The organism is Pseudomonas sp. Pso3 (assembly GCF_055393275.1).
Genome location: NZ_AP043687.1, coordinates 1,939,569 through 1,961,009, shown reverse-complemented (window position 1 = coordinate 1,961,009; position 21,441 = coordinate 1,939,569). Strand labels below are relative to the sequence as shown.

Genomic DNA, 21,441 nt, shown 5'->3' with positions numbered 1-21,441 from the left:
GGGCGCCACTCACCCGGGCAAATGTTGACCTATCGGTCAGCTTTACCCACCATCAAGGCATTCGAGACCAGGTGGAGAGCGGCCGTGATCAGGTTTCTGCTGGACCGGGAGCTGCGCGTTGAAGAGCAGCTAGATCCCAACCTTACCGTGCTGCAGTACCTGCGCGAGCGCTGCGGCAAGACCGGCACCAAGGAAGGCTGCGCCTCGGGCGACTGTGGCGCCTGCACCGTGGTGCTGGCCGAGCCCGACGGCGACCAGCTGCGCTATCGCACCGTCAACAGCTGCCTGACCTTCGTCGCGGCACTGGACGGCCGGCAACTGATCAGCGTGGAAGACCTCAAGCACCAGGGCCGCCTGCACAGCGTGCAGCAGGCCATGGTCGACTGCCACGGTTCCCAGTGCGGCTACTGCACCCCTGGCTTCGTCATGTCGCTGTTCGCCTTGCAGAAGAACGTTGCCGCGCCGGATGACGCCGCCACCCACGAGGCCCTGGCCGGCAATCTCTGCCGCTGCACCGGCTACCGGCCGATCCTGGCCGCAGCCGAGCAGGCTTGCGCCGGCCGTCAGCCGGACCACTTCGATGCCCGCGAGCAGCAGACCCTGGAACGCCTCGAGACCCTGGCGCCAGCACCCGATACCCGGCTGCAGGGCGCCAACCGGCGCTGCCACAGCCCCACCACCCTGAGCGAACTGGCCGGTCTCTACCAAGCGCACCCCGAGGCGCGCTTGCTGGCCGGCGGTACCGACCTGGCCCTGGAAGTCACCCAGCAGCATCGCCGTCTGGAGACCCTGATCTACCTGGGCAACCTCCCGGAATTGCGCGGCGTCACCGTTGGCGACGATTCGATCGAGATCCGCGCCGCCACCCCGCTGGCCGACTGCGCCGCCGCCCTGGCCGCCGACTACCCGGACTTCGGCGCCCTGCTGCAGCGTTTCGCCTCCCTGCAGATCCGCAACCAGGGCACCCTGGGCGGCAATATCGGCAATGCCTCGCCCATCGGCGACAGTCCGCCCCTGTTGCTGGCCCTGGGCGCCAGCCTGCTGTTGCGCCAGGGTGAACGCCTGCGTGAACTGGCTCTGGACGATTTCTTTCTCGACTACCGCAAGACGGCCCTGGAGCCCGGCGAATTCATCCAGGCGATCCGGGTGCCGCGGGCGCGTGAGGGCCTGGTCTTTCGCGCCTTCAAGGTATCCAAGCGGCTGGACGACGATATCTCCGCGGTTTGCGCCGCCTTCGCGCTGGAGCTCGACCAGGACCACGTCGCGGCGGTACGCATCGCCTACGGCGGCATGGCGGCCACGCCCAAGCGTGCCGCTCACTGCGAGCAGGCGCTGCTCGGCCAGCTCTGGAATACCGCGTCCATCGAACGCGCCGTCCAGGCCCTGGCCGAGGATTTCGCGCCACTGTCGGACTTCCGCGCCAGTCGCGAATACCGCCTGCTGACGGCGCAGAATCTGCTGCGCAAATGTCACCTGGAGACCACCCAGCCCACGCTCGCCACGAGGCTCACCGCCCATGTCTAGCACCCTCCCCGTTCGCACCCCCGAGGAAATGGCCGCGGCCTTCGCCGCCGGCCTGGCCACCGGCGTCGGAAAATCGCTCAAGCACGAGAGCGCCGACAAGCATGTCAGTGGCGAGGCCCTGTATATCGACGATCGCCTGGAATTCCCCAACCAGTTGCACGTCTATGCGCGCATGAGCGAGCACGCCCATGCGCGGATCAAGCACATCGATCTCGCGCCCTGCTACGCGATTCCCGGCGTGGCCCTGGCCATCACCGCCGCCGACGTACCGGGCCAGCTGGACATCGGCGCCGTCCTCCCCGGCGATCCGTTGCTCGCCGATGGCGAGGTGCAGTACCTGGGCCAGCCGGTATTGGCGGTGGCCGCTACCAGCCTCGATGCCGCCCGCCGTGCGGCCCAGGCCGCCCTCGTCGAATACGAGCCGCTGGAGGCCATCCTCGACGTCAAGGAAGCGCTGCGCCGCGAGCACTTCATCTCGCCCAGCCACAGCCACCACCTGGGTGACGCGGCCGCCGCCCTGGCCGCTGCCCCCCATCGTCTGCAGGGCGAACTGGCCATCGGCGGCCAGGAGCACTTCTACCTGGAAACCCAGGTGGCCTCGGTCATGCCCACCGAAGACGGCGGCATGCTGGTCTATTCCTCTACCCAGAATCCCACCGAGGTGCAGAAACAGGTGGCCGAGGTGCTCGGCGTCTCCATGAACAGGGTCACCGTCGACATGAGACGCATGGGCGGTGGCTTCGGCGGCAAGGAGAGCCAGGCCGGCATGCCGGCGGCGCTCTGCGCGGTGTTCGCCCATCTCACCGGGCGCCCGGTGAAGATGCGCCTGCCGCGCTTTGAAGACATGCACATGACCGGCAAACGCCATCCCTTCCACGTCGAGTACGACGTCGGCTTCGACGAAGACGGCCGGCTGCTGGGCATCCGCTTCGAACTGGCAGGCAACTGCGGCTATTCGCCGGACCTGTCCAACGCCATCATCGACCGCGCCATGTTCCATGCCGACAACGCCTACTTTCTCGGCAATGCCCAGATCACCGGCCACAGATGCAAGACCCACCTGGCGTCCAACACCGCCTACCGCGGCTTCGGCGGCCCCCAGGGCATGCTGGCCATCGAGAACGTCATGGACGCCATCGCCCGCCATCGCGGTCTCGATCCGCTGGAGGTCAGGCGGCGCAACTACTACGGCAAGGAGACGCGCAACCTCACCCACTACCACCAGGTGGTGGAAGACAATCTGCTCGAGGAGATGACCGCGGACCTGGCGGCCAGTAGCGACTATCAGGCGCGTCGTGCGGCCATCCGCGACTTCAACCGGAACAGTCCGGTACTGAAGAAGGGCCTGGCCCTGACCCCGGTGAAATTCGGCATCTCCTTCACCTCTTCCTTTCTCAACCAGGGCGGCGCCCTGGTCAACGTCTACACAGACGGCAGCATCCACCTGAACCACGGCGGCACCGAGATGGGCCAGGGGCTCAACACCAAGGTCGCCCAGGTGGTGGCCGAGGTCTTCCAGGTCGACATAGCCCGCATCCAGATCACGGCGACCAACACCGACAAGGTGCCCAACACCTCGCCCACCGCCGCTTCCAGCGGCACCGATCTCAACGGCAAGGCCGCGCAGAACGCCGCCCAGACCATCAAGGACCGGCTGATCGATTTCGCCAGTCGGCACTTCCACATCGGGCCCGAAGAGGTCGATTTCCGCAATGGCCATGTCAGGGTGCGCGATCGCCTGCTGAGCTTCGAGGAGCTGATCCAGCTGGCCTACGTCGGCCAGGTGTCACTCTCCAGCACCGGCTACTACCGCACGCCCAAGATCCACTACGACCGCGACCAGGCGCGCGGCCGGCCCTTCTACTACTACGCCTTCGGCGCCGCCTGCTCCGAGGTGCTGATCGACACCCTCACCGGCGAATACCGCCTGCTGCGCACCGACATCCTCCACGACGTCGGTGCCTCCCTGAATCCGGCCATCGACATCGGCCAGGTGGAAGGCGGCTTCGTCCAGGGCCTGGGCTGGCTGACCATGGAAGAACTGGTATGGAACGACGCCGGCAAGCTGCTCACCGCCGGTCCCTCAACCTACAAGATCCCGGCGGTGAGCGATGTGCCACCGGATCTGCGCGTACGGCTGGTGGAGAATAGGCAGAATCCCGAGGCCACGGTGTTCCACTCCAAGGCCGTGGGCGAGCCGCCCTTCATGCTCGGCATCTCGGTGTGGTGCGCCCTGCAGGACGCCGTGGCCAGCGTGGCCGACTACCGCTTCCATCCTGCGCTGGACGCGCCCGCCACCCCCGAGCGGGTACTCTGGGGCGTGGAGCGCATGCGCCGCCTGGCCGCCGAGCTGCACACCACCCCGGTCCCCGCCACGGAGGAGCCCGCATGACCCCCAAACGTGGCTGGCTGGCCCTGCTGGCCGACTTCGAGGCACGCGGCGAGCCCTGCGTGCTGATCACCGTGGCCGACGAACAGGGCTCCACGCCCCGCGAGGCCGGCACCAAGATGCTGGTGGGGCGCGAGGAGCAGCACCTGACCATCGGTGGCGGTCATCTCGAATACCGCGCGGTGGACATCGCCCGGGAAATGCTCGCCGCCGGCATCCGCCAGCCGCGCCTGGAACGCTTCTCCCTGGCCGCCAGCCTCGGCCAGTGCTGTGGCGGCGTCACCACCCTGCTGTTCGAACCCCAGCTGGCGCAGGACGTCCCGGTGATCGTCTTCGGCGCCGGCCATGTCGCCCGGGCCTTGGTGCCGCTGCTGGCGGGATTGCCCTGCGCCGTGCGCTGGGTCGACTCGCGGCCCCAGGAGTTTCCCGCCGTCCTGCCCGCTGGCGTGGAAAAGATCGTTACCGACGAGCCGGTCGACGAGATCGCCCGCATGCCGGCGGGTGCCTACTACATCGTCATGACCCATAATCACCCCCTGGACCTGGAGCTGACCGACGCCATCCTCGCCCGCGGCGACCATGGCTACTTCGGCCTGATCGGCTCCAGGACCAAGTGGGCCAAGTTCCGCCACCGCCTCGCCGCCCGTGGCCACGGCGCCGACCGCCTGGCCACGGTGCGCTGCCCGCTGGGCCTGCCCGAGGTCCAGGGCAAGTTGCCGCTGGAGATCGCCATCGCCGTGGCCGGCGAGGTCATCGCCCACTACGGCCGCCAGGCCCAGCAGGCGGACCAGCCGCTGCGCCTGGTCAACGCCGTCGCGCCCAACTGATCCCTTTTCCGCCGCTTCGTCTTTCAGAGATCGTTATGACTGCCATCGCCCATCGCGCCGCCCTGCTCCACAGCCTCGCCGACCCGGCCGAGGTGGGGCTGGACGCCTCCTACGAATACCACGCCGACGGTCTGCTGCTGGTCGCGGACGGCCGCATCCAGGCCATGGGTCAGGCCGCCGAACTGCTGCCCACCCTGCCAGCCGGCACCGAGGTGATCGAGCACCCCCACGCCCTGATCACCCCCGGCTTCGTCGACACCCATATCCACTATCCGCAGACCGGCATGATCGCCAGCTACGCCGAACAGCTGCTGGACTGGCTGGACACCTACACCTTCCCCACCGAGGGCGCCTTCGCCGATCCGGCCAAGGCCGCCGAGGTGGCCGAGGTCTTCGTCGGCGAACTGCTGCGCAACGGCACCACCACCGCCCTGGTGTTCGGCAGTGTCCATCCGCAGTCGGTGGATGCCTTCTTCGAGGTCGCCGAACGCCTCGACCTGCGCATGATCGCCGGCAAGGTGCTGATGGACCGCAACGCCCCGGACTATCTGCAGGACACCGCCGAGTCCGCCTACACCGACAGCAAGGCGCTGATCCAGCGCTGGCACGGCAAGGGCCGGCTGCACTACGCCGTCACCCCGCGCTTCGCCCCCACCAGCACGCCGGAACAACTGGCAGCCGCCGGTCGCCTGCTGGCCGAGCACCCGGACGTCTACCTGCACACCCACCTCTCCGAGAACCTCAAGGAGATCGACTGGGTCAAGGCGCTGTTTCCGGAGCGCAGCCACTACCTGGACGTCTACGACCACTTCCAGCTGCTTGGTCCGCGCTCGGTGTTCGCCCACGGCATCCACCTCTGCGACGCCGAATGCCAGCGCCTGCACGACACCGGTTCGGCGGTGGCCCACTGCCCCACCTCCAACCTCTTCCTCGGTAGCGGGCTGTTCGATCTAGATCGGATGGAAGCCTTCAAGGTCAATGTCGGCCTCGGTACCGATGTCGGCGCCGGCACCAGCTTCTCGCTGCTGCAGACCCTCGGCGAGGCCTACAAGGTGCAGCAACTGCGCGGCCATCGCCTGCACCCCTTCAAGTCGCTCTACCTGGCCACCCTCGGCGGCGCCCGCGCCCTGCGCCTGGACGACCGCATCGGCAGCCTGGCCCCCGGCCACGACGCCGACTTCGTGGTGCTCGACCTCAAGGCCACCTCGCTGCTGGACTACCGCCTGCAGCAGTCCAAGAGCCTGGAAGAAACCCTCTTCGTCCTTACCACCCTCGCCGACGACCGCGTGGTGCGCGAGACCTATGCCGCAGGTCGCCGGGTGCATGGCCGCGACAGCTGAACCTGTTGGGCTTCGCCGCTGGAGCCGCCTCAACCCAACCTACCCATCAACGTAGGTTGGGTTGAGCCTAGCGAAGCCCAACAAACCCAAACGACCAAGCCCGAGCCTCGATCCGGTAGCGTGGAAAACCGCGCCGCGTTTTCCACTGGCAGGCCCGCGGCAGGGTGGATAAGGCTGCGCCGTTAGCCACCCTACAAGCGCTTTATCGGCGGATCAGGCGAGCTGCGCCAATTGGCCACCCTGGCGTTCCAAAGGCGTGAATCCGGCCAGCGCCGTCGGGTCCTTGAGCACCGCGACGAAGGCTTCGCGGAAGGCCTTCATCTCATTCGGCAACCCGACGCTGACCCTTACCCAGGTCGGCCACGCCGGCCAGGTGCGACCGATGACGATGTTGCGCCTGGCCAGGGCGGCGATCACCTGCTGGCCCGGATGACCGGTATCGACCATGAAGCAGTTGCCCTGGGAGGCCGTGCAGGCGAAGCCCCGTTGACGAAGCCAGGCCAGGGTCTCGTCGCGCGTGGCGGCATTCTCCTTGCGGCGCTGCGCTACCAACTGGCGATCCTCCAGGCTGGCCATGCCACCCAGCATGGCGGCGACCGGAATGGCATTCTCGCCGCCGAACACCTCCAGCTTGGCCAGCAAATCCGGTTTACCCACGGCGAAGCCCAGTCGAGCGCCGGCCATGCCGTAGAGTTTGGAAAAGGTCTGCAGGACCAGAACATCGTCATGCTGCGCGGCCAGGTCCAGGCAGCTCTTTTCGTTGCTCAGGTGGATATAGGCCTCATCGATCATCACCACGCTACCCTTGGGGCGATTGGCGATGGCGAATTCGATGCGCTCGCGTGCCGTGACGGTGCCGGTGGGGTTGTTCGGATTGCAGATGTAGATGAGCCCGGCCTGGCTGTCCGCCGCCAGCATCGCGGGAATGTCGTGGGCATGGCTGGCGTCCAGCGGAACCTCGTGGACCGGTGCCCCCTTGGCTTTGGCTGCCACCATGGCCGCTTCGTAACTGGGGTTGGCCAGCACCAGGCTGCGGGGCCCGGTAAAGGCCATCACCGCGTACTGCAGGGGTTCGCTGGAGCCGCAAAAGGCGTGTACATGATCCTTCGGCAAGCCGTGCTGGCGGGCGAACAGCTTGATCAGCTGCTCCTGATACTCGAAGTGATAACGGCCACTCAGGGCGGCCCCTCGCTGCATGGCGGCCACGGCCTTGGGCGAAGGTCCCAGCGGATTCTCGTTGTAGTTGATCAGCACCTTTTCCCGCACGGGCGGCGCGGCCGTATCCGCGGCAGCCAGACGGGACCAGCCCACCAGCGGAACTGCGGCGGAGGCCAGGGTGGCCAGGCTGACGAAGGAGCGACGAGACATCTCGGACATGACAATTTTCCCTGTATGACGATAGAGCAGCGATGGATCGCTTTGACGTCATGCAAGGTGCGGGCCTAACGATTAGCTAGCTATCATACTAGCCACTCGCCAGTAGAAATGGCCGCCGGTCCGCGGCGGCCATTTCTTCAGCCTCAGCTGGTGCGATAGCGCTCCAGCCAGTGGGCGTAGGGCGCCGGCAGCACCCAGGACGGCTTGTCGACGCCCAGGGCCTTGGCCGCATAGTAGGGCCAGTGCGGATCGGCCAGGTGAGCGCGACCCACCATCACCAGATCCAGCTGCTCGTCGGCCACTACCTGGTTGGCCAGGGCCGGGGTGTCGATGTTCCAGGCCGAGGCCACCTTGAGGCCGGTCGCCTTGCGCACCTGCTCGGTGATGGGTGCCAGCAGGCCCGAGCCCCAGGGGATGTTGGCGGTCGGGGTGGAGAAGCCGATGCTGACGCTCAGCAGGTCCAGGCCTTCGCGCTTGAAGCCCTGGGCCAGCTCGATGGATTCGGCCAGGGTCTCTTCGTCGCGACCGTCGTATTCGATCACGCCGAAACGCGCGGTCAGCGGCAGGTGCTCCGGCCAGACCTGGCGCACCGCGGCCAGGGTTTCCAGCAGGAAGCGGCTGCGGCCGGCGAGGTCGCCGCCGTACTGGTCGTCACGCTGGTTGGAATGCACCGAGAAGAAGCTCTGCGCCAGGTAGCCGTGGGCGAAGTGCAGTTCCAGCCACTCGAAGCCGGCCTCGTAGGCACGCTTGGCGGCGTCGACGAAGTCCTGGCGGACCCGGGCGATGTCGTCCAGGGTCATGGCCTTGGGGACCTTGGGCAGGTTGGCGCCAAAGGCCACGGCGGACGGGGCTATGGTGTCCCAGCCGCGGGCGTCGTCGGCGGCGATATGGTCGTCACCTTCCCAGGGCCGGTTGGCGCTGGCCTTGCGACCGGCGTGGGCGATCTGGATACCCGGTACCGAACCGGCGGCCTTGATCGCCTGGACCACCGGCACGAAGGCCTGGGCATGGGCGTCCGACCAGATGCCGGCGCAGCCGGGCGTGATGCGGCCTTCCGGCGAGACCGCCGTGGCCTCGACGACGACCAGACCCGCACCGCCACGGGCCAGGCCGGCATAGTGGACCTGGTGCCAGTCGTCGATGACGCCGTCCACGGCGCTGTACTGGCACATGGGCGGAATGGCGATGCGGTTGCGCAGCGTCACGTCCTTGAGGGTGAAGGGTTGGAACAATGCGGACATCTGAGCGGTCTCCCGTATGGTGACAAGGTGTACGTCGAAATCTTGTTCGTTAATTCGATATTAATCGAACATAACATAATCGCCAACCCCCGGTGTATGATTGGCGCATGCGCCCTTTCAAACATCCCAGTCCCGACGAATTTTCCCTTGAGCGTCTGTTCCACGCGCTCAGCGATCCCGTGCGCCTGGATATCGTCCGCTACCTGGCGCGGGTCGCCGAGGCCACCTGTGGCGAACTCGACGGCGGCCGTCCCAAATCCAGCATGTCGCATCACTTCCGTGTCCTGCGCGACGCCGGCCTGGTGCATACCCGCAACGCCGGTACCACGCACATGAACCAGTTGCGGCGCGAAGACCTGGATCAGCGCTTCCCCGGTCTGATGGCCGCCATCCTGGCGCAATCTTCCGATCCCGTCGCCAAGCCGGACTGACCCACCCTGAATGGCAGCGGGCGGGCCGCAATCGCCCCGTCCCACCCGAGGTCCTTGCCTGTCGTCGCCTGCCGTCTCGGCTGGTCCGGTCGCAGGGAACTCTCCGCCGTTTTTCCCGCTCTTCCCGGTATGAAGGTTGCAGCAGGCGGTGACAGCACAGACGCTGGGCGCTGCCGGGAGGTAGAGGATGGGCAAGCACTGGGGATTGGCGACCGCACTGGCGGGTGTCGCCGCGCTACTCGCCCTCGTACCCAGCCCCGAGCCCATCGCCGAGGCGCGGGGTATCCAGAGGGTCATCGCCTTTGGTGACAGCCTCATGGATTGCGGCACCTTCGGCCACATCTATGCGACCAATCCGGGGCGTACCTACCCGCAGGAAATCGCCGACGCCTACGGCATAGAGCTGGGTCCCAATCGTCAGGTGGAAGGCTATGGCCACGAGGGGCCGAGCGACCCCGACGGTCTCTGCTACGCCGAGGGCGGCGCCGTGACCGGCAGCTTCACCGAGCCGGGCTTCGACCACAACGAGGCGCCACTGGCCTTTTCCCAGCAGATCCGCAACTTCGAGATGCAGCACGGCCGCTTCCGCCAGCAGGACCTGGTGCTGGTGCAGATCGGCGGCAATGACATCATCGGCCCCTTCTACGACAAGAAGCTCAAGGCCGCGCTGATGGCCGACGCCCCGTTGCCCCCCGAGGTCCGCGAACAGGTCGAGGCGCGGATCCGGCATACGGCCCTGAACGAGGTCAAGCTGCTGCGCTATCTGCTGAGCCTGGGTGCCCAGCGGCTGGTGGTGCTCAACAACACCGACTACGGCAAGGCGCCCTATCTCGAGCCCTGGACCGAGCAGGTGGCGCAGCGCAACCATGAGCTGGTCAAGCTCTACAACGATACCCTGCAGGCCAACCTGCCGGCCGGAGACCGTCTGCTGCTGGTGGATGCCTACCGGGTGATGGAAGAGGTCTTCGCTCACTACGGAAACTACGGCTTTACCCATGCCGAAGGGGATGCCTGTCTCCCCGGTCGCGAATTCTGCGATCCGGACAGCTACGTCGAACCGGGCGCTGACCAGGCCTATATCTTTGGCGCCCGCGGGCATTTCGCCAGTCGTACCCACAGCATGCTGGCCCAGGTAGTGCTGGAACGCATCGCCCAGACCTGGCCCGGCAGTGCCGTGCCGGATCGTCCGATGCTCGCCACCGCGCGACTCAACACCGAGCCGACCTTCCACTAGCGCCACGGGACCTACGCCCTACCCTGGTGCCGATTCGGGCGGAAGTGCACCGCCGCGGAGCAGTTGCCGCTAGCTGCCGCGGTAGGTCGAGTAGCTGTAGGGAGAGACCAGCAGCGGTACATGGTAGTGCGCGCCCTCGTCGGCGAGGCCGAAGCGCAGGACCACGGTATCGAGAAAGGCCGGCTCATCCAGCGCCACCTGGCGGCGCCGGTAGTAGGCGCCCACCTCGAACTCCAGCTCATAGACCCCTGCCGTGAAGGCGTCGCCCTGCAACAGCGGCGTATCGCTGCGGCCATCGGCGTTGGTCCGCCCTTCACCCAGGGCCTGCCGCGCGGCCCCCTCCAGACGGTACAGGCGAAAGACGATATCCGCGCCCGGACAGCCACCGGCGGTGTCCAGCACATGGGTCGTCAGGTAACCGCCAGGGAAAGAAACGGACATGGGAGCGCTCCTGCAGGGGGGATGAGCCAGCCTAGCAGTTTTCCAGCCAGCGATTGTATACAGCCCTGCCAGAGGCACTGTTTGCAGCCTGGGGGCGTTCCAGCCGGCCGGAAGTCTTCAGACCGGTCAGACCAGTTAGGCAGGATTCTTGCTGGGACTCGGCAAAGGTCTCCAAACATTGTATACAAAACATCTCGACTGCCAGGATGCCCCTTCCATGACCTATCCCCGTGATCTCATCGGCTATGGCGCCCAGCCGCCCCACCCTCTCTGGCCGGGTGACGCCCGCATCGCCCTGTCCTTCGTGCTCAACTACGAAGAGGGTGGCGAGCGCAACATCCTCCACGGCGACAAGGAGTCCGAGGCCTTCCTTTCCGAGATGGTCGCCGCCCAGCCGTTGCCGGGCGTCCGCAACATGTCCATGGAGTCGCTCTACGAATACGGCAGTCGCGCCGGCGTCTGGCGTATCCTGGAACTGTTCGCCAGGCACCAGGTGCCCCTGACCATCTTTGCCGTGGCCATGGCCGCCGAGCGCCACCCCGAGGTCATCCGCGCCATGGTCCAGGCCGGCCACGAGATCTGCAGCCACGGCTATCGCTGGATCGACTACCAGTACATGGACGAGGCCGAAGAGCGCGCCCATCTGCAGCGCGCCATCGAGATCCTCACCGAGCTGACCGGCGAACGACCGCTGGGCTGGTACACCGGCCGGACCGGTCCCAATACCCGGCGCCTGGTGATGGAGGAAGGCGGCTTCCTCTACGACAGCGACACCTACGACGACGACCTGCCCTATTGGGAACCCGATACGCCCACCGGCAAGCCACACCTGGTGATCCCCTACACCCTGGACACCAACGACATGAGATTCACCCAGGTCCAGGGTTTCCACACCGCCGAGCAATTCTTCCAGTACCTCAAGGACGCCTTCGACACCCTCTACGAAGAAGGCGCCACCGCGCCCAAGATGCTTTCCATCGGTCTGCATTGCCGGCTGATCGGTCGCCCCGGTCGCCTGGTGGGCCTCAAGCGCTTCCTCGAATACGCCCAGAGCCATGAGCGCGTCTGGTTCGCCCGTCGGGTGGACATCGCCCGTCACTGGCACCGGGAGCATTCGCCGGCATGAGCACCTTCCAGACCGTCACCCCCAGCCAGTTGGAGCGCGCTGCCTTCGTCGCGACCTTTGGCGGCATCTACGAGCATTCCGCCTGGGTCGCCGAGCGCGCCTTCGACGAGGGCCAGCCGTTGCCGGACAGCGTCGAAGCCCTGCACCAGCGCCTCGCCGCCCAGGTCGCCCGCGCCAGCCAAGCCGAACAGCTGGCGCTGATCCAGGCGCACCCGGATCTCGCCGGACGCGCCGCCCTGGCGGGAGAACTGACCGCCGCCAGCAGTGGCGAACAGGCCGGCGCCGGCCTCGATCAATGCACCCCGGACGAACTCGAACGCTTCACCCGCCACAACGAGGCCTACCGCGCCAAATTCGGCTTCCCCTTCATCATGGCGGTGAAGGGCAGCAACCGGCACCTGATCCTGGCCGCCTTCGAGGAACGCCTGCCCAACAGTCCGGAGCAGGAATTCCAGCGTGCCCTGGCCGAGATCGACCGCATCGCCCTCTTCCGCCTGCAGACCCTCTGACCCCTCCCCCGACAAGAGCACCCCATGAAACGCACCTACGCTGCGCCCTTCGAGAAGTACCTCAACCTCGCCGATGCCCGCCTCGGCACCCGTGTCATCAGCGTCACCGACGACTGGTTCGCCGCCGCCGACCGCATGCTCCAGCCCCACGAGCCGGAGTGGAAGGAAGGCGTCTACGACGACAACGGCAAGTGGATGGACGGCTGGGAGTCGCGGCGCAAGCGCTTCGAAGGCTACGACCATGCGGTCATCCGCCTGGGCGTGCCCGGCTCGATCAAGGGCGTCGACATCGACACCCGCTGGTTCACCGGCAACTACCCGCCCTCGGCCTCCCTGGAAGCCTGCTTCTGCGCCGAGGGCGACCCGGCCGCCGATGCCGCCTGGACCGAGGTGCTGCCGGCCATCGAGATGCAGGGCAACAGCCATCACTACCATGCCATCGCCGACGATCGCCCCTGGACGCACCTGCGCCTGAACATCTATCCCGATGGCGGCGTGGCGCGCCTGCGGGTCTATGGCATTCCCCACCGCGACTGGTCGGCCCAGGCCGACGACGAAGTGCTGGATCTGGCCGCCGCCCTCAACGGCGGTCGCGCCCTGGCCTGCAATGACGAGCACTATGGCCGCATGAGCAACATCCTCAATCCGGGCCGCGCCGCCAGCATGGCCGACGGCTGGGAAACCGCCCGCCGCCGCACCCCCGGCAACGACTGGGTCATCGTCGCCCTGGGCCACGCCGGCATCGTCGAGGAAATCCTGGTGGACACCCTGCACTTCAAGGGCAACTACCCGGACAGCTGCCAGATCCAGGGCGCCTATGTGCGTGGCGGCACCGACGGTCAGATCGAGACCCAGAGTCTCTTCTGGAAGGAGCTGCTGCCGCCGCAAAAGCTGCAGATGCACCAGGAGCACAGCTTCCGCGAGCAGGTGCGCGACCTCGGCCCCATCACCCACGTGCGCCTGAACATCTTCCCGGACGGCGGCGTCAGCCGACTGCGACTGTTCGGCAAGGTGGCGCGGGGCCAGGCATGAGCCGGCCACTGCGCATCGAGCCGCTGACCGCCGAGGGCTTCGCGCCCTTCGGCGAGGTCATAGAGACGGCGGACCGGGACTGGTATCCCATCAACAACGGCTCGACCCAGAGATACCACGCCCTGGCACGGGTCGAGACGGGGCCGGCGGACGGCGCGGCGATCATCAGCATCTTTCGCGCCCGGCGGCTGGACTATCCGCTGACCATCGCCATGCTCGAACGCCATCCCCACGGCAGCCAGGCCTTCGTGCCGCTGCGCGGCGAACCTTTCCTGGTGGTGGTGGCGCCGCCGGCGGCGGTCCCGGATGCCGGCGCCATCCGCGTCTTCCGCACCGATGGCCGCCAGGGCATCAACTACCATGCCGGCGTCTGGCACCACCCTGTGCTGGCCCTGCGCGACGAGGATGAATTCCTCATCGTCGATCGCGCCGGCAGTCTGCCCAACTGCGACGAGTTCTTTTTCGCGGCCGCAGAGTGCCCGACCCTGGCGCTCTAGGGCGCCACTGGTGCGCGCCTGAGCTGCTTGCGCAGCAGGCGCGCACTGTCCAGGCAGACCCAGGCCACCGCCAGCCAGATGGGGCCATAGGTCCAGATCGCGCCCTCCGGCAGCTGCTCGCCGAGCACATAGAGGGCGACGAACACCAGTAGCGCGGGCTCCACATAGCTGAGGATGCCGAACAGACTCAGCGGCAGCATGCGACTCGACGCCAGCATGGCGGCGAAGGCGATGGCACTGAGCAGGCCCAGGCCTGGCAGGAGCGCCCAGAGCCAGGGCGACTGCTGCAGGATGACGCCGGGCGAGAACCAGTGCAGGGCGAGCAGCGCGAAGGGCAGCAGGCAGACCATCTCCAGAACGAACCCGGACAGGGCGTCCACCGCCATCCAGCGGCGCAGGACGAAATACGGCGGATAGCCCACCACCGGCAGCAGGCTGACCCAGGACAGCGCTCCGGTCACCCAGACCTCGTTGACCACCCCCAGCAGCGCGCAGCCGACCGCCAGCCGCTGCAGCGGTCGCAGGCGCTCGCCATAGACCAGCCGGCCGGTCAGCACGATGGCCAGGGGCAAGAGGAAGTAGCCCAGCGACATGGCCATGGCCTCGCCGTTCATGGTCGCCCAGACGAACACCCACCACTGGATGCCCATCAGCAGCGCCGCCGCCGGGATCGCCAGGCACAGCCGGGGCTCGCGCACCAGTCGCTTGAGCGTGGCCCACAGGGCCCTGCCCTCCCGCAGCAGCACCACCAGCAGGAGCACCATGGGCAGCGACCAGACCACTCGCAGGGCCACCACCTGCAGGCCGTCCAGCGGCGCCAGCCAGGCGAAGTACACCGGCATCAGCGCGAACAGCACCGACGACAGCACCGAAAGGCCCAGGCCCTTGCCGGACAGCACGTTCATGACTGACGCCCCAGACGATTGATGAATAGCGACAGCAGGATGATCCCACCGCCCAGCAACAGCCTAGGCAGATCGGCCGGGTGCTGCCAGATCAGCAGGCTGACCAGCAGGCCCGCCGGCACATGGGCTTCGTTCATGATCGCCAGGGTGCCGCCGTTGACCCGCAGCGAGCCCAGGGTCCACCAGTAGAGGCCGAGCGCCGTGGCGAAGACGCCCATCCACACCAGCACGCCCCACTGCAACAGGGTGCCGGGCAACCGTGCCAGATTGCCGAACAGCAGAAAGGACAGCGCCGCCACCAGCAGGGCGCCGAGAAAGAACAGCCCGAAATGGCGATGCAGGGCGCCCTGTCCGGCATAGGCATGCCCCAGGTGCTTACACAGCACCTGGCCGGCGGCAAAGGTCAGGTTGGCCACCTGCAGCAGGAGAAAACCCAGCAGGTAGTCACCGGTCAGCGGTTGGAAGCGGATCAGGGCGGCGCCGCCCACCGCCACCACGGCGGCGAGCAGCGACCAGATTCGCAAGTGCCGCTGCCAGGCGTCGTCTAGCAGGGTCACGTAGATGGGCGTGAGCACGGTGAACAGCAGCACCTCGGGCACTGTCAGCACCGCGAAGCTGCGATACAGGCACAGATAGGTGATGCCGAATTGCAGCGCGCCCGCCGCCATCAGCCCCAGGGCGAAGCGTCCCGGCACCCCGCGCCAGCGGGTGAAAGGCAGGAACAGCACGAAGGCGATGGCCACGCGGACCAGCACGGCGAAATCGCTGTCGACCCGACCGGCGAGGTATTCGCCGATCAGGCTGAAGGAAAACGCCCAGATGAGGGTGACGAGCAGGAGATAAGGCATGACGGCGACGCACGAAAAAGGTGCGCGACCTTAACGTGCCCGCCGCCCGAGGGAAACCCCCGGCCCTTCACGGCCTAGCGGGTGGCGTTCAGGCCCGAGGGTTCGCCGCCGGTGAGGCCCGCCACCGACTGGTTGGCCTGCAGCACGTTGTCGGCACCCGAGACCAGCGTCTTGGGCTCGGCCACCCCGGCCGCGCGGGACCAGTAGACCTGCTGACTGGAACCGCCCACGGCGATGTCGGCCTGGCTGAGCAGGGTCAGGCGCGCCTTGGCGCCGTAGCCGTAGGCATCGACCTTGGCCAGGCCATCGCTGCCGCGCACATTGGCCTGCACCTGCTGATAGCCGCCGCCGATGCTCAGGCTGGCCACCGCGCCCCTGACCGTGGTCACGCTGCCCAGGCCATGGATGGTCAGCGCCCGGGCGCTGTCGAGCACCAGGCGATGATGGCTGCCATAGACCGACACCTCACCGCACTGGCCTTTCAGGGTCAGGGTATTGCCCTCGCCGGACAGGGACACGTCGCGCCCCTCGCAGTCGAGGGTCCGGCTGATGTTCATGCCTTCGATATCGATGGGATCGGCGGCCGCCGCGCGAGATTCCTCGGCCTGGACCAGCAGCGGCGCGATGACCAGACAGCAACCCAGCAACGCCTTGAATGACGACATGGAGACTCCTTGTCCTGCCTAGAGTGGGAAACTCATCGGCAGGCTTGGAGGCTGGCGCCGGCGGAACATTTGACCCGCCAGCCGACATTTTTTCATGCCGTGATGGACGCCGCGTTTTGCCATTGCCAGGCTAGGCACTAACATGCGCCCTTTCGTGAGCCCAGAGCGCTTGATGAAGACTCCTCGCGTTTCCCTCGATCAGTGGCGGACCCTGCAGGCGGTGGTGGATCACGGCGGCTACGCCCAGGCCGCCGAGGTGCTGCATCGCTCCCAGTCGTCGGTCAGCTATACCGTCGCGCGCATGCAGGAGCAGCTCGGCGTGCCGCTGTTGCGCCTGGAGGGACGCCGCGCCGTGCTGACCGATGCCGGCGCCGTGCTCCTGCGCCGCTCGCGCCGCCTGGTACAGCAGGCCAGCCAGCTGGAGGAACTGGCCTACCACATGGAACAGGGCTGGGAATCCGAGGTGCGGCTGGTGGTGGACGCCGCCTACCCCACCCGCCCCCTGCTGCTGTGCCTGCGCGAGTTCATGCCGCAGAGTCGTGGCTGCCGGGTACGGCTGCGCGAAGAGGTTCTGTCCGGCGTGGAAGAGGCCCTGCTCGACGGCTCGGCGGACCTGGCGATCACCGGGCTGGTGATCGCCGCGCACCTGGGGGCCTCCCTCGGCACCGTGGAATTCGTCGCCGTCGCCCATCCCGAGCATCCCCTGCACCAGCTGCAGCGCACCCTGGTGACCGCCGATCTGGAAGAACAGCTGCAGATCGTGATCCGCGACAGCGGCCGCGCCCAGCCGCGGGATGCCGGCTGGCTGGCCGCCGAGCAGCGCTGGACGGTGGGCAGCATCAGCACCGCGGCGACCTTCCTGCGGGATGGCCTGGGCTTCGCCTGGCTGCCCCGGGACGCCATTCAGACCGATCTCGAGGCCGGTCTGCTCAAGCCGCTGCCCCTGGAACAGGGCGCCCAGCGCTTCCATCCCTTCCAGCTCTACAAGACCCGCCAGCACGAGCTGGGCCCGGCCTCGCAGATCCTCATGAACCTGCTGCGCAAGCATGCCCTGCCACGCTGACCGTGGCGGGGTGCCGGCCGGGTTGCTATCGTTCGCCAGTCGTCTCTGCCACTCAAGGATCCATCATGTTCAAAGCCCTGCTTGCCGCCTGCGCGCTGTTCGTCGCCTCCTCCACCTGGGCCGCGGACAATCCGCACGTGCTCATCAGCACCAACAAGGGTGACATCGAGGTCGAGCTGGACGCGGCCAAGGCACCGGTCAGCACCGAGAACTTCCTCGGCTACGTCGACAGCGGCTTCTACAAGGGCACCCTGTTCCACCGGGTCATCCCGGGCTTCATGATCCAGGGTGGCGGCTACACCCGCGACATGCAGGAAAAGCGCACCAAGGCGCCGATCAAGAACGAAGCCGACAACGGCCTGAAGAATCTGCGTGGCACCCTGGCCATGGCGCGGACCTCGGACGTCAATTCCGCCACCAGTCAATTCTTCATCAACGTCGAGAACAATGCCTTCCTCGACCACGGCTCGCGCGACTTCGGCTATGCGGTGTTCGGCAAGGTCGTGCGTGGCATGGAAGTCGTCGACCAGATCGCCGGGGTCCAGACCACCCGCCAGGGCATGCTGCGCGACATTCCCCGTGAACCGGTCATGATTCTCGCTGCCAAACGGCTGTAGCCGACCCGTCCTGCCGGACGATCCGCTGGCGGTCGTCCGGTCAACCAGGCGAGGCCCCAGTGCGAGACGCCGTCTCCTCCTCACAAGGACCCCGCATGATCTTTCGCCGCTTCGAACGCCTCATCGATGCATTTCGGGAAGCCCCCGATGAAATGCCGCCCACTGGCGTCGGCGCCTTCTATCTGCACTTCCTCAAGCAAGCCTGGCCGGCCTTCGCCCTGCTGTTGGCGGTCGGTCTGATCGGCGCCCTGATCGAGGTCGCCCTGTTCAACTTCATCGGCCAGATCGTCGACCTGGCCGGCAGCGCGCCCAACAGCACGGTGTTCTTCCAGGAGCACGGCGGCACCCTGATCTGGATGGCGGTGGTCACCCTGGTCATCCGGCCGCTGTTCATCAGCCTGCATGACCTGCTGGTGCACCAGACCATCACCCCCAGCCTCACCACCCTGATCCGCTGGCAGAACCATCGCTATGTGCTCAAGCAGAGCCTGGGTTTCTTCCACAGCGACTTCGCCGGGCGCATCTCCAACCGCATCATGCAGACCGGTGTCTCCCTGCGCGATTCGGCGGTGCAGGCGGTGGACGCCATCTGGCACGTGCTGATCTTTGCCGTCACCTCGCTGATCCTGTTCGCCCAGGCCGACGTCTGGCTGATGGTGCCCCTGGTCCTCTGGATCATCGGCTACGTCATCGCCCTCTGGTATTTCGTGCCCCAGACCAAGGAGCGCTCGGCCATCGCCTCCGAAGCCCGCTCGCAGCTCTCCGGACGCATCGTCGACGGCTACACCAACATCTCCACCCTCAAGCTGTTCTCCCACTCCGCCCAGGAGGAGCAATACGCCCGCCAGGCCATGGAAGAGCAGACCGAAAAGGCCGAGAGCGCCGCGCGCCTGATCACCGCCATGGGCGTGACCATCGCCATCCTCAGTGGCTTCCTCATCGCCGGCACCACCGGCCTCGCCCTCTGGCTCTGGCACCAGGGCGTCATCTCCGTGGGTGCCATCGCCCTGGCCACCGGCCTGGTGATCCGCATCAACAGCATGTCCGGCTGGATCATGTGGGTGGTCAACGGCATCTTCGAGAATATCGGCATGGTGCAGGACGGCATGAGCACCATCGCCAAGCCGCGCCAGGTCGGCGATGCCCCGGACGCCAAGCCCCTGCAGGTGAGCCGTGGCGCCGTGCTGTTCGAGGACATCCATTTCCACTACGGCAAGGGCGCCGGCATCATCGAAGGCCTGACACTCGACGTGGCCCCGGGCGAGAAGATCGGCCTGGTCGGCCCCTCGGGCGCCGGCAAGTCCACCCTGATCAACGTCCTGCTGCGCCTCTATGACCTGGAACGCGGTCGCATCCTGGTCGATGGCCAGGACATCGCCCACGTCACCCAGGAAAGCCTGAGATGCCAGATCGGCGTGGTCACCCAGGACACCTCGCTACTGCACCGTTCGATTCGCGAGAACCTGCTCTACGGCCGCCCCGAGGCCACCGACGAGGAGCTGCACGCGGCCCTGCGCAAGGCCAAGGCCGACGACTTCATCGCCCGCATCACCGATGCCCATGGCCGTACCGGCCTGGACGCTCAGGTGGGTGAGCGCGGCGTCAAGCTCTCCGGCGGCCAGCGTCAGCGCATCGCCATCGCCCGCACCCTGCTCAAGGACGCGCCCATCCTGCTGCTCGACGAAGCCACCTCCGCCCTCGACTCCGAGGTGGAAGCGGCCATTCAGGAGAGTCTGGAGACCCTGATGGAAGGCAAGACGGTGATCGCCATCGCCCACCGGCTGTCGACCATCTCGCGCATGGACCGCCTGGTGGTCATGGAGCGCGGCCAGATCGTCGAGATGGGTTCCCACGACGAGCTGATCGCCTACAACGGTCTCTATGCACGCCTATGGCGCCACCAGACCGGCGGTTTCGTCGGTCACGGCGTGCCGGGCAGGCAGCGGGTGCGCAGCAGCTCCAACTGACGCTCCTGGTCCAGCCCTGGGTAGAAGCCTTCGATCTTCTGCAGACCACCCAGCCAGCTGCGTCTTTCCACCACGCACTCGAACACCGGGCAGGCTGTCTGCCCGGTGGCACCGCAGTCGCGGTAGTAGGTCAGGCGCTGGCTTTTCTGCACCGTGCCCTGGAACGGACCCTGGCGCTCCTGCAGCACATAGAAGTCGATGTCCGCCGCGCTGCGATGGTTCTCCCACTGGAACGCCAGGGTACTGGGATAGAAGAGCACCAGCAGACCCGCCAGCAGCACCCAGAGAATGGCCGCCGTCACCGGCAGGGGCAGCCGCGAACGAAAGCGACGCCCACCGCGGATGATCAGCGCCGTCACTATGGTGACCAGCGCCAGGGCTATGCACAGCGACGGCATACCGGTGATGACCTGCCCCGCCACGCCGATGTCCAGGCCACTGGGCGACGGCACCGTCCGATAGCCGATCTCCAGTCGCTCCCAGCCCACCCGATTGCCGATCAGGCCGGCGAGACCGAAGACCGCGGCCAGGCCGACCAGAGCCCAGAAGGTACGAGGATTGCTGTTGCGCATGGGGAAACGTCCAGACAAAGACCGGGAGACTGCCTAAGCCCGCAGGCGTTGGCAAATCAGAATTTCTCCGCCACCCGGTCCTCTATAGAAGGCGATCTGCAGAGGAATCCGTCCATGACCATAGATCTCGCCCGCGCCGTCCACATCGTCGAAAAGGCCTTTCTGCCGCTGCACGGCGAGGTCCGTGAAGACCCCAGCGACGCCAGCTTTTCCTTCGCGGTGACGGACGGCAGCCAGGTCCTGGCCTCGGTCGCCCACGTCGCCCGCAGCCAGTACAGCCATGCCGGCCACCTCGCCGCGCTGATCGAACGGACCCGCCTGGAACTGGCACACGACGGCCATCTGCTGGAACCCTGGTCGATGCCGGGCTAGCCGCTGGCCGCTGCCGGGCAGCGGGAGGTTCGGCAAGGCGCTGTCGAGCTGATAGACTGCCGCCCCGCAGCCGCCACACCCCGTGGCCCAACGCGAGTGGTTATCGTGGAAATTTTCAAAGAATTCATTTTCGAAGCCGCGCACTTCCTGCCCAATGTTCCGGCAGGTCACAAGTGCGGCCGTCTCCATGGGCATTCCTTCAAGGTAGGCCTGCACATCGAAGGCGCGGTCGATCCCCATACCGGCTGGGTCCGGGATTTCGCCGACATCAAGGCCGTCTTCAAACCCCTGTACGAGCGTCTCGACCATCACTATCTGAACGACATCCCGGGCCTCGAGAACCCCACCAGCGAGGTGCTCGCCCGCTGGATCTGGCAACAACTCAAGCCCCAGCTGCCCGAGCTCAGCCAGGTCCGCGTCCATGAGACCTGCACCTGCGGCTGCATCTACCGCGGCGACTAATT

General features: G+C 66.8%; 22 protein-coding genes. 15 read left to right on the top strand and 7 right to left on the bottom strand.

Annotation, left to right across the window (positions count from 1 at the left end):
* Positions 1-84 precede the first annotated feature (84 nt).
* From xdhA to guaD, 4 genes are read left to right on the top strand one after another with little or no spacing between them, the layout of a single operon-like run.
* A complete protein-coding gene (xdhA, locus tag ACZ5R1_RS09170; protein ID WP_464713061.1) occupies positions 85-1,524 on the top strand; it encodes a xanthine dehydrogenase small subunit in 1,440 nt (479 codons plus the stop codon).
* Positions 1,517-3,916 carry a xanthine dehydrogenase molybdopterin binding subunit gene (gene xdhB, locus ACZ5R1_RS09165; protein WP_464713060.1) on the top strand — a complete coding sequence of 800 codons (2,400 nt, stop codon included), beginning with the start codon at positions 1,517-1,519 and terminating at the stop codon, positions 3,914-3,916. The genes xdhA and xdhB overlap by 8 nt, the downstream gene beginning before the upstream one ends.
* On the top strand, positions 3,913-4,740 hold the full coding sequence (xdhC, locus tag ACZ5R1_RS09160; RefSeq protein ID WP_169853639.1) for a xanthine dehydrogenase accessory protein XdhC: 828 nt from the start codon (positions 3,913-3,915) through the stop codon (positions 4,738-4,740). The genes xdhB and xdhC overlap by 4 nt, the downstream gene beginning before the upstream one ends.
* A gap of 35 nt (positions 4,741-4,775) precedes the next feature.
* Complete coding sequence (gene guaD, locus ACZ5R1_RS09155) at positions 4,776-6,080, top strand: guanine deaminase (protein ID WP_412177559.1); 1,305 nt, start codon at positions 4,776-4,778, stop codon at positions 6,078-6,080.
* Between the two features lie 213 nt (positions 6,081-6,293).
* Here the strand turns inward: guaD and ptaA are convergent, their stop codons facing one another.
* Both ptaA and ACZ5R1_RS09145 read right to left on the bottom strand, forming a co-directional pair.
* Entirely contained in the window at positions 6,294-7,457 is a 1,164-nt protein-coding gene (ptaA, locus tag ACZ5R1_RS09150; protein ID WP_464713059.1) for a pyoverdine biosynthesis transaminase PtaA, read from the bottom strand.
* 143 nt (positions 7,458-7,600) lie between these two features.
* Positions 7,601-8,698, bottom strand: a complete 1,098-nt coding sequence (locus tag ACZ5R1_RS09145) for an NADH:flavin oxidoreductase/NADH oxidase (protein ID WP_464713058.1) — start codon at positions 8,696-8,698, stop codon at positions 7,601-7,603.
* 107 nt (positions 8,699-8,805) lie between these two features.
* Between ACZ5R1_RS09145 and ACZ5R1_RS09140 the strand changes: the two genes are divergently transcribed.
* Together ACZ5R1_RS09140 and ACZ5R1_RS09135 are read left to right on the top strand one after the other, a co-directional pair.
* Positions 8,806-9,129 (top strand): ArsR/SmtB family transcription factor, encoded by a 324-nt coding sequence (locus ACZ5R1_RS09140; RefSeq protein ID WP_007158858.1) that lies wholly within the window; start codon positions 8,806-8,808, stop codon positions 9,127-9,129.
* A 187-nt stretch (positions 9,130-9,316) separates the two neighbouring features.
* Positions 9,317-10,363, top strand: a complete 1,047-nt coding sequence (locus tag ACZ5R1_RS09135; RefSeq protein ID WP_464713057.1) for an SGNH/GDSL hydrolase family protein — start codon at positions 9,317-9,319, stop codon at positions 10,361-10,363.
* Positions 10,364-10,432: 69 nt separating this feature from the next.
* Here ACZ5R1_RS09135 and uraH read toward each other — a convergent pair whose 3' ends face one another.
* Positions 10,433-10,804 (bottom strand): hydroxyisourate hydrolase, encoded by a 372-nt coding sequence (uraH, locus tag ACZ5R1_RS09130; protein ID WP_007158860.1) that lies wholly within the window; start codon positions 10,802-10,804, stop codon positions 10,433-10,435.
* Between the two features lie 217 nt (positions 10,805-11,021).
* On the opposite strand from uraH, the gene puuE reads away from it, so the two are divergent.
* From puuE to ACZ5R1_RS09110, 4 genes are read left to right on the top strand one after another with little or no spacing between them, the layout of a single operon-like run.
* Positions 11,022-11,930: an allantoinase PuuE gene (puuE, locus tag ACZ5R1_RS09125; RefSeq protein ID WP_464713056.1), complete on the top strand. Its 909-nt coding sequence runs from the start codon at positions 11,022-11,024 to the stop codon at positions 11,928-11,930.
* A complete protein-coding gene (gene uraD / locus ACZ5R1_RS09120) occupies positions 11,927-12,439 on the top strand; it encodes a 2-oxo-4-hydroxy-4-carboxy-5-ureidoimidazoline decarboxylase (protein ID WP_027599783.1) in 513 nt (170 codons plus the stop codon). The genes puuE and uraD overlap by 4 nt, the downstream gene beginning before the upstream one ends.
* A 24-nt stretch (positions 12,440-12,463) precedes the next feature.
* Complete coding sequence (gene alc / locus ACZ5R1_RS09115) at positions 12,464-13,471, top strand: allantoicase (protein ID WP_007158863.1); 1,008 nt, start codon at positions 12,464-12,466, stop codon at positions 13,469-13,471.
* Complete coding sequence (locus ACZ5R1_RS09110; protein ID WP_007158864.1) at positions 13,468-13,968, top strand: ureidoglycolate lyase; 501 nt, start codon at positions 13,468-13,470, stop codon at positions 13,966-13,968. The genes alc and ACZ5R1_RS09110 overlap by 4 nt, the downstream gene beginning before the upstream one ends.
* Here ACZ5R1_RS09110 and rarD read toward each other — a convergent pair.
* The 3 genes from rarD to ACZ5R1_RS09095 form a co-directional block, all read right to left on the bottom strand.
* Entirely contained in the window at positions 13,965-14,873 is a 909-nt protein-coding gene (gene rarD / locus ACZ5R1_RS09105; RefSeq protein WP_169853635.1) for an EamA family transporter RarD, read from the bottom strand. The two genes, ACZ5R1_RS09110 and rarD, sit on opposite strands and share 4 nt — an antisense overlap.
* On the bottom strand, positions 14,870-15,721 hold the full coding sequence (locus ACZ5R1_RS09100; RefSeq protein WP_464713055.1) for an EamA family transporter: 852 nt from the start codon (positions 15,719-15,721) through the stop codon (positions 14,870-14,872). Before ACZ5R1_RS09100 ends, rarD begins: the two co-directional genes overlap by 4 nt.
* A 74-nt stretch (positions 15,722-15,795) precedes the next feature.
* Positions 15,796-16,386, bottom strand: coding sequence for a DUF3060 domain-containing protein (locus ACZ5R1_RS09095; protein ID WP_007158867.1), 591 nt, complete (start codon positions 16,384-16,386; stop codon positions 15,796-15,798).
* 172 nt (positions 16,387-16,558) lie between these two features.
* On the opposite strand from ACZ5R1_RS09095, the gene ACZ5R1_RS09090 reads away from it, so the two are divergent.
* The 3 genes from ACZ5R1_RS09090 (at position 16,559) to ACZ5R1_RS09080 (ending at position 20,033) form a co-directional block, all read left to right on the top strand.
* Positions 16,559-17,449, top strand: coding sequence for a LysR family transcriptional regulator (locus ACZ5R1_RS09090; protein WP_007158868.1), 891 nt, complete (start codon positions 16,559-16,561; stop codon positions 17,447-17,449).
* Positions 17,450-17,511: 62 nt separating this feature from the next.
* Positions 17,512-18,066, top strand: a complete 555-nt coding sequence (locus ACZ5R1_RS09085) for a peptidylprolyl isomerase (RefSeq protein WP_027599788.1) — start codon at positions 17,512-17,514, stop codon at positions 18,064-18,066.
* 95 nt (positions 18,067-18,161) lie between these two features.
* Positions 18,162-20,033: an ABC transporter ATP-binding protein gene (locus ACZ5R1_RS09080; protein WP_464713054.1), complete on the top strand. Its 1,872-nt coding sequence runs from the start codon at positions 18,162-18,164 to the stop codon at positions 20,031-20,033.
* Here ACZ5R1_RS09080 and ACZ5R1_RS09075 read toward each other — a convergent pair.
* A complete protein-coding gene (locus ACZ5R1_RS09075; RefSeq protein WP_464713053.1) occupies positions 19,988-20,605 on the bottom strand; it encodes a hypothetical protein in 618 nt (205 codons plus the stop codon). The genes ACZ5R1_RS09080 and ACZ5R1_RS09075 overlap by 46 nt on opposite strands.
* 114 nt (positions 20,606-20,719) lie before the next feature.
* Here ACZ5R1_RS09075 and ACZ5R1_RS09070 point away from each other — a divergent pair, with 114 nt between their 5' ends.
* Together ACZ5R1_RS09070 and queD are read left to right on the top strand one after the other, a co-directional pair.
* Entirely contained in the window at positions 20,720-20,977 is a 258-nt protein-coding gene (locus ACZ5R1_RS09070; protein ID WP_007158872.1) for a hypothetical protein, read from the top strand.
* A gap of 105 nt (positions 20,978-21,082) precedes the next feature.
* Positions 21,083-21,439: a 6-carboxytetrahydropterin synthase QueD gene (queD, locus tag ACZ5R1_RS09065; protein ID WP_074583066.1), complete on the top strand. Its 357-nt coding sequence runs from the start codon at positions 21,083-21,085 to the stop codon at positions 21,437-21,439.
* Positions 21,440-21,441 lie beyond the last annotated feature (2 nt).

Coding starts and splice junctions, on each gene's coding strand:
- alc (WP_007158863.1), top strand. CDS start 12,464: ATGAAACGCACCTACGCTGCGCCCTTCGAGAAGTACCTCAACCTCGCC.
- ACZ5R1_RS09100 (WP_464713055.1), bottom strand. CDS start 15,721: ATGCCTTATCTCCTGCTCGTCACCCTCATCTGGGCGTTTTCCTTCAGC.
- ACZ5R1_RS09090 (WP_007158868.1), top strand. CDS start 16,559: ATGAAGACTCCTCGCGTTTCCCTCGATCAGTGGCGGACCCTGCAGGCG.
- ACZ5R1_RS09145 (WP_464713058.1), bottom strand. CDS start 8,698: ATGTCCGCATTGTTCCAACCCTTCACCCTCAAGGACGTGACGCTGCGC.
- xdhB (WP_464713060.1), top strand. CDS start 1,517: ATGTCTAGCACCCTCCCCGTTCGCACCCCCGAGGAAATGGCCGCGGCC.
- ACZ5R1_RS09110 (WP_007158864.1), top strand. CDS start 13,468: ATGAGCCGGCCACTGCGCATCGAGCCGCTGACCGCCGAGGGCTTCGCG.
- ACZ5R1_RS09075 (WP_464713053.1), bottom strand. CDS start 20,605: ATGCGCAACAGCAATCCTCGTACCTTCTGGGCTCTGGTCGGCCTGGCC.
- ACZ5R1_RS09135 (WP_464713057.1), top strand. CDS start 9,317: ATGGGCAAGCACTGGGGATTGGCGACCGCACTGGCGGGTGTCGCCGCG.
- ACZ5R1_RS09070 (WP_007158872.1), top strand. CDS start 20,720: ATGACCATAGATCTCGCCCGCGCCGTCCACATCGTCGAAAAGGCCTTT.
- uraD (WP_027599783.1), top strand. CDS start 11,927: ATGAGCACCTTCCAGACCGTCACCCCCAGCCAGTTGGAGCGCGCTGCC.
- ACZ5R1_RS09140 (WP_007158858.1), top strand. CDS start 8,806: ATGCGCCCTTTCAAACATCCCAGTCCCGACGAATTTTCCCTTGAGCGT.
- ptaA (WP_464713059.1), bottom strand. CDS start 7,457: ATGTCCGAGATGTCTCGTCGCTCCTTCGTCAGCCTGGCCACCCTGGCC.
- rarD (WP_169853635.1), bottom strand. CDS start 14,873: ATGAACGTGCTGTCCGGCAAGGGCCTGGGCCTTTCGGTGCTGTCGTCG.
- xdhC (WP_169853639.1), top strand. CDS start 3,913: ATGACCCCCAAACGTGGCTGGCTGGCCCTGCTGGCCGACTTCGAGGCA.
- uraH (WP_007158860.1), bottom strand. CDS start 10,804: ATGTCCGTTTCTTTCCCTGGCGGTTACCTGACGACCCATGTGCTGGAC.
- puuE (WP_464713056.1), top strand. CDS start 11,022: ATGACCTATCCCCGTGATCTCATCGGCTATGGCGCCCAGCCGCCCCAC.
- ACZ5R1_RS09080 (WP_464713054.1), top strand. CDS start 18,162: ATGATCTTTCGCCGCTTCGAACGCCTCATCGATGCATTTCGGGAAGCC.
- ACZ5R1_RS09095 (WP_007158867.1), bottom strand. CDS start 16,386: ATGTCGTCATTCAAGGCGTTGCTGGGTTGCTGTCTGGTCATCGCGCCG.
- guaD (WP_412177559.1), top strand. CDS start 4,776: ATGACTGCCATCGCCCATCGCGCCGCCCTGCTCCACAGCCTCGCCGAC.